Genomic DNA, 8127 nt, shown 5'->3' with positions numbered 1-8127 from the left:
AAAAGGCGCCCTAAAGGCGCCTTTTTGCTATCTGCGATATGGAAGATTTGCCTGATGCGTTTCGCTTATCAGGCCTACGGGTGCCAAATGTAGGCCGGATAAGACGCCAGTCGCCATCCGGCACTCATCACACGCAATTATTGTGACTTTTCTGCGCTAATCCGCTATCTTGTTTAGCATATAAAACAAATCGAACCGAATATGGCGTGCGTCACGCTTTTAATCGGTTATTTCGTTAAGCTAGTAAAACGAGAAAGCAAGATGAGCGTGATGTTTGATCCTGAAGCAGCAATTTATCCGTTCCCGCCGAAGCCAGCACCGCTGAGTGCGGACGAAAAACAATTTTACCGTAAAAAAATCAAGCGCCTGCTGAAAGAGCGTGATGCCGTTATGGTCGCGCACTATTACACCGATCCTGAAATCCAACAGTTGGCCGAAGAGACCGGCGGCTGTATTTCTGATTCTCTGGAGATGGCGCGGTTCGGCTCAAAACATCCCGCTTCTACGCTGTTGGTTGCGGGCGTGAGATTTATGGGAGAAACCGCCAAAATTCTCAGCCCGGAAAAGACCATCCTGATGCCGACCCTGCAGGCGGAATGTTCATTAGATCTGGGTTGTCCAATTGATGCGTTCAGCGCATTTTGCGACGCGCATCCGGATCGCACCGTGGTGGTTTACGCCAATACCTCAGCGGCAGTTAAAGCGCGTGCCGACTGGGTTGTGACCTCCAGTATTGCGGTTGAACTTATTGAGCATCTTGATAGTTTAGGTGAAAAAATCATCTGGGCCCCGGACAGACATCTGGGCAACTACGTGCAAAAACAGACCGGCGCAGATGTGCTCTGTTGGCAGGGGGCCTGTATTGTCCACGATGAATTCAAAACCCAGGCATTAACGCGTATGAAGGGGCTTTACCCCGATGCCGCCGTGCTGGTGCACCCGGAGTCACCTCAGTCCATCGTTGATATGGCCGATGCGGTCGGGTCAACCAGCCAGTTAATCAACGCAGCAAAATCGTTACCGCACCAGCAACTGATAGTGGCGACAGACCGGGGTATTTTTTACAAAATGCAGCAAGCTGTTCCCGATAAAGAGTTGCTTGAAGCGCCAACGGCTGGCGAAGGGGCAACCTGTCGCAGTTGTGCGCATTGTCCGTGGATGGCGATGAACGGCCTCAAGGCGATTGCTGAGGGGCTGGAGCAGGGGGGAGCGGCTCACGAGATACATGTAGATGCAGCGTTGCGAGAAGGTGCATTGCTGCCGTTAAACCGCATGTTGGAATTTGCGGCTACACTTCGGGCTTAAGTAATTTATTTGCTCTGGGGGAAAAGATGGACTTTTTTAGCACGCAGAACATTCTGGTACATATTCCGATCGGTGCGGGCGGTTACGATCTGTCGTGGATCGAAGCCGTGGGGACGATCGCCGGCTTATTGTGTATTGGCCTTGCGAGCCTTGAGAAAATCAGTAATTACTTCTTCGGACTGATAAACGTCACGCTGTTTGCGATTATTTTCTTTCAGATCCAGCTCTATGCTAGCCTGTTGCTGCAGGTTTTCTTTTTTGCCGCGAATATCTACGGCTGGTATGCCTGGTCCCGGCAAACCAACCAGCATGAGGCAGAGTTGAAAATACGCTGGTTGCCGTTACCGAAAGCGATCGGTTGGCTGGCTGCTTGCGTGGTGGCGATTGGCCTGATGTCGGTCTATATCGATCCGGTGTTTGCATTTTTGACACGTATTGCCGTGAACATTATGCAGGGGCTGGGATTACAGGTAGCTGCTCCTGAGTTGCAACCCGATGCATTCCCGTTCTGGGATTCCTGCATGATGGTGTTGTCGATTGTGGCGATGATCCTGATGACGCGCAAATACGTTGAAAACTGGCTGTTGTGGGTGATCATTAACGTCATTAGCGTAGTGATCTTTGCTCTGCAAGGCGTATATGCCATGTCACTGGAATATATGATCCTGACGGTTATCGCCCTGAACGGAAGCAGGATGTGGATTAACAGCGCGCGTGAACGTGGTTCCCACGCGCTGTCCCATTAATGGTGATGATGTGCATGGCCGGACACGCCCTGATACAGGTGGCAGTCCGGCCCATTGCATGGCTGATATTCCATCTGGATCGTGGCGTGTTCAATTTGGTAGTGATGAATCAGGAAATGTTGAATACGCTCCAGCAGGGCGTCGTGATCGTGCGGCGGGACTACCTGCACATGCAGCGTCATGACCGGTTTTTCACCTACCATCCAGACGTGTACATGATGCACATTGCGAACTTCGGGGATATCCCGGCTGAGATGGCGCTGCAATGCGGCAATATCCAATGTAAGCGGAGCGCCTTCCAGTAATTCATTTACGCTATCTTTTAACAACCGCCAGGCGCTACGCAGTACCAACACGGAAACCAGAATCGAGAGAATCGGGTCCGCTGGTGTCCAGCCTGTCCAGATGATAATCAGCGCAGCGATGATTGCCCCAACCGAGCCGAGCAAATCGCCCATTACGTGTAGTGCTGCGGCGCGGACGTTAAGGTTTTTCTCTTCACTGCCGCGATGTAAAACCCAAAAAGCGAGCACGTTCGCCAGTAAGCCCGCGACAGCAATGATCATCATCATGCCGCCCGCTACGGGACGTGGCGTATGAAAGCGCTCAATCGCCTCCCAGACGATTAAAATGGTGATCACAACCAATGCGATAGCGTTAACAAACGCGGCTAATGTTGTGAGTCTCAACCAGCCGAAAGTGTGCCGTATAGTGGGCGGGCGTCTGGAAAACTGGACCGCCAACAGCGCAAATAGAAGCGCGGCGGCATCTGTGAGCATATGTCCGGCATCGGCCAGTAATGCCAGCGAGCCTGAAAGTACCCCACCCACCACTTCAACCAGCATAAATCCGGCTGTGATGCAGAATGCGAAAAGCAGTCTGCGGGCATTATTGTCCTTAGGTTGCTCAGGAGAAGTATGAGTATGTGAGTGCGCCATTATGCCATCCCTTTGTTATTCTCACCTTTACTGTATGTCATGATACCGTTTTTAGGGTGATAAAATTAAAAAGGAGAGCTATTGCTCTCCCGTTATTAGCTTTATTTTCAGCGCTACTGGGTAGTACCGTCAGTTTTGGTGTCGGCATCATTATTGATGCCGTTTCCGGTCTCAACCTTCTTATTTACATCCGGGCAGTGTCCGTCCTTACACATGGTGTTTTTATGCACCTCGTCTTTGGTCATTCCTTCATGGTTCATTGATGAACCGTCCGGATGCAGCATTGTGCCACCCGAATTCACATTGTTGTTATCGACATTATTCGGCGCAACGTTTTCGCGTGCGTCTGGCGCGACTTGACCGGCATCTGCCGCGGAATTTGCCTGGCCGTTATTCGACTGCGTGCTGGTGTCAGCTGCCAGTGCCGCGCCGCTGGCGAGGCTGAGTGTGGCTGTCAAAAAGAGTGAAGTCAGCTTTGTCATATGCATATTATGCTCCTGTTATGATAGAGATGTCGGATAACGTCTTCCAACAGTGCATGTGCCAATACATCAGCAGGATGTGGTTAAAAGTTTTGCTATAGAAATTATAACCAGCATAGAATCTTGAAATATATGAAAATTTAAGCTGTTGCAGTTATAAATTGTAGTCTTGATCTCTTTTTTCGCTACTTTATTGCGTTTTTTTGGCCTATTCCAGGATTAATCCGTCCAAAGTGTAAAACCCCGTTTACACTTTATGACTGAAGATATAGATTGGAGGGATTGCATTCATTTATATAAGTATGGCAACGCTGGAATAATCATGAATTATCAGAACGACGATTTACGCATTAAAGAGATCAACGAATTATTACCCCCGGTCGCACTGCTGGAAAAATTCCCCGCTACTGAAAATGCCGCCAATACGGTGGCGCATGCCCGTAAGGCGATTCATAAAATTCTCAAAGGCAGTGACGATCGTCTGCTGGTGGTGATTGGGCCGTGTTCTATTCATGATCCGGCAGCGGCTAAAGAGTATGCCGCTCGCTTGTTGGCGCTACGTGAAGAGTTAAAAGGCGAACTTGAAATCGTCATGCGCGTCTATTTTGAAAAACCGCGTACTACCGTAGGCTGGAAAGGACTTATCAACGATCCGCACATGGATAACAGCTTCCAGATCAACGACGGTCTGCGCATTGCCCGTAAACTGCTGCTGGATATCAACGACAGTGGTTTGCCGGCAGCAGGCGAGTTCCTGGATATGATCACCCCGCAATATCTTGCCGATCTTATGAGCTGGGGCGCAATTGGCGCACGTACCACAGAATCTCAGGTACACCGTGAGTTGGCGTCAGGTTTGTCCTGCCCGGTTGGTTTTAAAAACGGTACTGATGGCACCATCAAAGTCGCCATTGATGCAATCAATGCTGCCGGGGCGCCGCATTGCTTCCTGTCTGTCACCAAATGGGGTCATTCGGCGATTGTGAATACCAGCGGTAATGGCGATTGCCATATCATTCTGCGCGGCGGCAAAGAGCCGAACTACAGCGCTCAGCACGTTGCCGACGTGAAAGACGGTCTGGTCAAAGCGGGGCTTTCTCCGCAGGTGATGATCGACTTTAGCCATGCCAACTCCAGCAAGCAGTTCAAAAAGCAGATGGATGTTGCGAAAGACGTTTGCGGGCAGGTTGCCGGTGGTGAAAAAGCAATTATTGGTGTGATGATTGAAAGCCATCTGGTTGAAGGTAATCAGAACCCGGATAGTGGTGAACCACTGACCTACGGCAAGAGCATCACCGACGCCTGCATTGGTTGGGAAGATACCGATGCGGTGTTACGCCAGTTGGCGGAAGCGGTAAAAGCGCGCCGCGGGTAAAAAACTCATCCGGGTTATCCCCGGTAAGCCGGATAAGGCAACGCCGCCATCCGGCAATAAAAAAAGCGTGGAGCATTCCACGCTTTTTTCGTTTGACCCGGGATGAAAATTACTTCGCTTTACCCTGGTTAGCAACGGCTGCGGCTTTTGCCGCGATCTCGTCAGCGTTGCCCAGATAGTAGTGTTTGATCGGCTTAAAGTTTTCGTCGAACTCATACACCAGCGGTACACCGGTCGGGATGTTCAATTCGAGGATTTCATCTTCGCCCATGTTATCCAGGTATTTCACCAGTGCACGCAGGGAGTTGCCGTGAGCGGCTATAATCACGCGCTCACCGCTTTTCATACGTGGCAGAATGGTTTCATTCCAGTAAGGAATCACACGATCGATGGTCAGCGCCAGGCTTTCGGTGACCGGCAGTTCTTTGTCAGTCAGTTTGGCATAACGCGGATCGTGACCCGGATAACGCTCGTCATCTTTGGTCAGTTCCGGTGGGGTAACCGCAAAGCCGCGACGCCATTGCTTAACCTGCTCATCACCGTATTTTTCAGCGGTTTCTGCTTTGTTCAGACCCTGTAGCGCGCCGTAATGACGCTCGTTCAGTTTCCAGGATTTCTCAACCGGCAGCCAGGCCTGATCCAGTTCATCCAGGACATTCCATAGGGTATGGATGGCACGTTTCAGCACAGAAGTATAGGCAAAATCGAAGCTATAGCCTTCCTCTTTCAGCAGTTTGCCTGCCGCTTTTGCTTCGCCTACGCCTTTCTCGGATAGATCAACGTCATACCAACCGGTAAAACGGTTTTCCTTGTTCCACTGACTTTCACCGTGACGTACCAGAACCAGCTTAGTTACAGCCATACACTCACTCCTATCAATCATATTTAATGATAATAATTCTCATTATATTGCCGTAATGAGTCAGCGGCAATGCTTACGCATAACCATAGCGAAAATAGCGCCATAGTGTAAGGTTCTTGTGAACTCAAGGTTGCGATTTTGTCTTTGGGTGGTGGGCTTTTGAGCGGATTTGCTGTGGGAAACAAACAACAGGCCCGATAAATTTACGCTATCGGGCCTGTCAGGATGAACTGTCAGGCAGGAATAAACTGATATTCTGTCACGCTGGCATACTCTTCACCCGGGCGCAGGAAACAGTCCGGCTGTGGCCATTCCGGATGGTTAGGGCTGTCCGGCAGAAACTCACTTTCCAGCGCCAGACCTTGCCAGTCTTCGTAGGCCTCCGGCCCACGTGAAGGCGTACCGCCAAGGAAGTTCCCGGAGTAAAACTGCAATGCCGGAGCGGAGGTGTAAACCACCATCTGCAGTTTTTCATCCTGAGACCAAACCTGAGCCGCCGGAGTACGCGCATTGCCTTGTGCCTGGAGCAGGAAGGCGTGATCGTAACCTTTTACTTTGCGCTGATCGTCATCGGCCAGAAATTCGCTGGCGATGATTTTCGGGGAACGGAAATCAAAAGTGCTTCCGGCGACGGATTTCAGCCCGTCATGCGGGATGCCCATTTCGTCTACGGGTAAATACTCGTCCGCCAGAATTTGCAGCTTGTGCTGGCGCACATCCGTTTTGTCTCCGTCGAGATTAAAATAGACATGATTCGTCAGATTTACCGGGCAGGGCTTATCAACCGTGGCACGGTAGGTTATCGAAATCCGATTATCGTCAGTCAGGCGATACTGCGCGGTGGCGCAAAGATTACCAGGGAAACCCTGGTCGCCATCGTCAGACGTTAAGGCAAACAGCACCTGACGGTCATTCTGATTTACTATCTGCCAGCGACGTTTGTCGAAACCGTTCGGTCCGCCGTGCAGTTGGTTATCACCTTGGCTTGGCAGCAATTCAATGGTTTCGCCGTCAAAGGTATAGCGGCTGTTGGCGATACGGTTAGCATAGCGGCCAATGGAAGCCCCCAGAAACGCAGCCTGTTCCGGGTATTGCTCCGGACTGGCGCAACCGAGCAGGGCTTCGCGCACGCTACCATCGCTAAGTGGAATACGCGCAGAGAGCAGCGTTGCGCCCCAGTCCATGAGCGTGACCACCATCCCTGCGTCGTTACGCAGGGTAAGCAGGCGGAACGGCTGACCGTCGGGCGCCATTACGGGAATTTCGTTTAACATTGTCCGGCTCCTTGTGAAGGTTTACAGACGTAAAATGTTTCTTTAATACCGGTTTTGGCTTCGTACTGTTCGGCGACAGCCTGCTGCACGGCAGGCACCAGATCTTGCGGGATTAGCGCCACAATACAGCCCCCGAAGCCGCCGCCAGTCATGCGCACACCACCTTTATCGCCGATGGTTGCTTTGACAATCTCAACCAGCGTATCAATTTGCGGCACGGTAATTTCAAAGTCATCGCGCATTGAAGCGTGAGATTCTGCCATCAGTTGACCCATGCGTAGCAGGTCGCCTTTTTCCAGCGCCTGCGCGGCTTCAACGGTACGCGCATTTTCCGTGATCACGTGACGAACGCGTTTGGCGACAATCGGATCCAGTTCGTGAGCAACTGCGCTAAAGGTTTCAAAGCTGACATCACGCAGGGCAGGTTGCTGGAAGAAACGCGCCCCGGTTTCACACTGTTCGCGACGGGTGTTGTACTCGCTACCCACCAACGTACGTTTAAAATTGCTGTTGATGATTACCACCGCAACGCCTTCAGGCATGGAAACGGCTTTGGTCCCCAGCGTACGGCAGTCGATCAGTAGCGCATGATCTTTCTTGCCAAGCGCGGAGATCAACTGATCCATAATGCCGCAGTTACAGCCGACAAACTGGTTTTCAGCTTCCTGGCCGTTCAGGGCAATCTGCGCCCCGTCGAGCGGCAGATGATAAAGCTGCTGGAACACGGTGCCTACTGCCACTTCCAGCGAAGCCGAAGAGCTTAAGCCTGCGCCCTGAGGCACATTACCGCTGATCACCAGATCCGCGCCGCCAAACGCATCGTTGCGTTTTTGCAGATGCTTCACCACGCCACGCACGTAGTTTGACCACTGCTGGCTGTCATGAGCGATTATTGGCGCGTCCAGAGAGAACTCGTCCATTTGATTATCGTAGTCAGCCGCGATAACGCGAACTTTTCTGTCATCGCGTGTCGCACAGCTAATCACGGTTTGATAGTCGATAGCGCAGGGCAGAACGAATCCGTCGTTATAATCGGTATGTTCGCCAATCAGGTTTACACGGCCCGGTGCCTGAATAGTATGGGTGGCAGGGTAGCCAAATGTTTCAGCAAACAGAGATTGTGTTTTTTCTTTCAGACTCATTAT

General features: G+C 51.4%; 8 protein-coding genes. 3 read left to right on the top strand and 5 right to left on the bottom strand.

Annotation, left to right across the window (positions count from 1 at the left end):
- Window positions 1-261: 261 nt before the first annotated feature.
- Together nadA and pnuC are read left to right on the top strand one after the other, a co-directional pair.
- Window positions 262-1305 (top strand): quinolinate synthase NadA, encoded by a 1044-nt coding sequence (gene nadA, locus FDX14_RS21240; protein WP_137350194.1) that lies wholly within the window; start codon window positions 262-264, stop codon window positions 1303-1305.
- Between the two features lie 26 nt (window positions 1306-1331).
- Complete coding sequence (pnuC, locus tag FDX14_RS21235; protein ID WP_137350193.1) at window positions 1332-2051, top strand: nicotinamide riboside transporter PnuC; 720 nt, start codon at window positions 1332-1334, stop codon at window positions 2049-2051.
- Here pnuC and zitB read toward each other — a convergent pair.
- Both zitB and FDX14_RS21225 read right to left on the bottom strand, forming a co-directional pair.
- Window positions 2048-2989 carry a CDF family zinc transporter ZitB gene (gene zitB / locus FDX14_RS21230; protein ID WP_042309673.1) on the bottom strand — a complete coding sequence of 314 codons (942 nt, stop codon included), beginning with the start codon at window positions 2987-2989 and terminating at the stop codon, window positions 2048-2050. The two genes, pnuC and zitB, sit on opposite strands and share 4 nt — an antisense overlap.
- Window positions 2990-3102: 113 nt before the next feature.
- A complete protein-coding gene (locus FDX14_RS21225; RefSeq protein WP_042309671.1) occupies window positions 3103-3477 on the bottom strand; it encodes a YbgS-like family protein in 375 nt (124 codons plus the stop codon).
- Between the two features lie 316 nt (window positions 3478-3793).
- Between FDX14_RS21225 and aroG the strand changes: the two genes are divergently transcribed.
- Window positions 3794-4846, top strand: coding sequence for a 3-deoxy-7-phosphoheptulonate synthase AroG (gene aroG / locus FDX14_RS21220; RefSeq protein WP_137350192.1), 1053 nt, complete (start codon window positions 3794-3796; stop codon window positions 4844-4846).
- Between the two features lie 109 nt (window positions 4847-4955).
- Here aroG and gpmA read toward each other — a convergent pair whose 3' ends face one another.
- From gpmA to galK, 3 genes are all read right to left on the bottom strand, one after another.
- A complete protein-coding gene (gene gpmA, locus FDX14_RS21215; RefSeq protein WP_042309669.1) occupies window positions 4956-5708 on the bottom strand; it encodes a 2,3-diphosphoglycerate-dependent phosphoglycerate mutase in 753 nt (250 codons plus the stop codon).
- Between the two features lie 233 nt (window positions 5709-5941).
- The gene (gene galM / locus FDX14_RS21210; RefSeq protein WP_061381934.1) at window positions 5942-6982 is read right to left on the bottom strand and encodes a galactose-1-epimerase; all 1041 of its coding nucleotides are present in this window, start codon (window positions 6980-6982) and stop codon (window positions 5942-5944) included.
- Window positions 6976-8124: a galactokinase gene (galK, locus tag FDX14_RS21205; RefSeq protein ID WP_042309665.1), complete on the bottom strand. Its 1149-nt coding sequence runs from the start codon at window positions 8122-8124 to the stop codon at window positions 6976-6978. Before galK ends, galM begins: the two co-directional genes overlap by 7 nt.
- Window positions 8125-8127: the final 3 nt, after the last annotated feature.

The sequence above is a fragment of the Citrobacter sp. wls710 genome, from assembly GCF_005281115.1.
Taxonomy (GTDB): Bacteria; Pseudomonadota; Gammaproteobacteria; order Enterobacterales; family Enterobacteriaceae; genus Citrobacter; species Citrobacter werkmanii.
The sequence above is the reverse complement of the archived record's forward strand: the minus strand, read 5'-3'. Positions and strand labels throughout refer to the sequence as shown.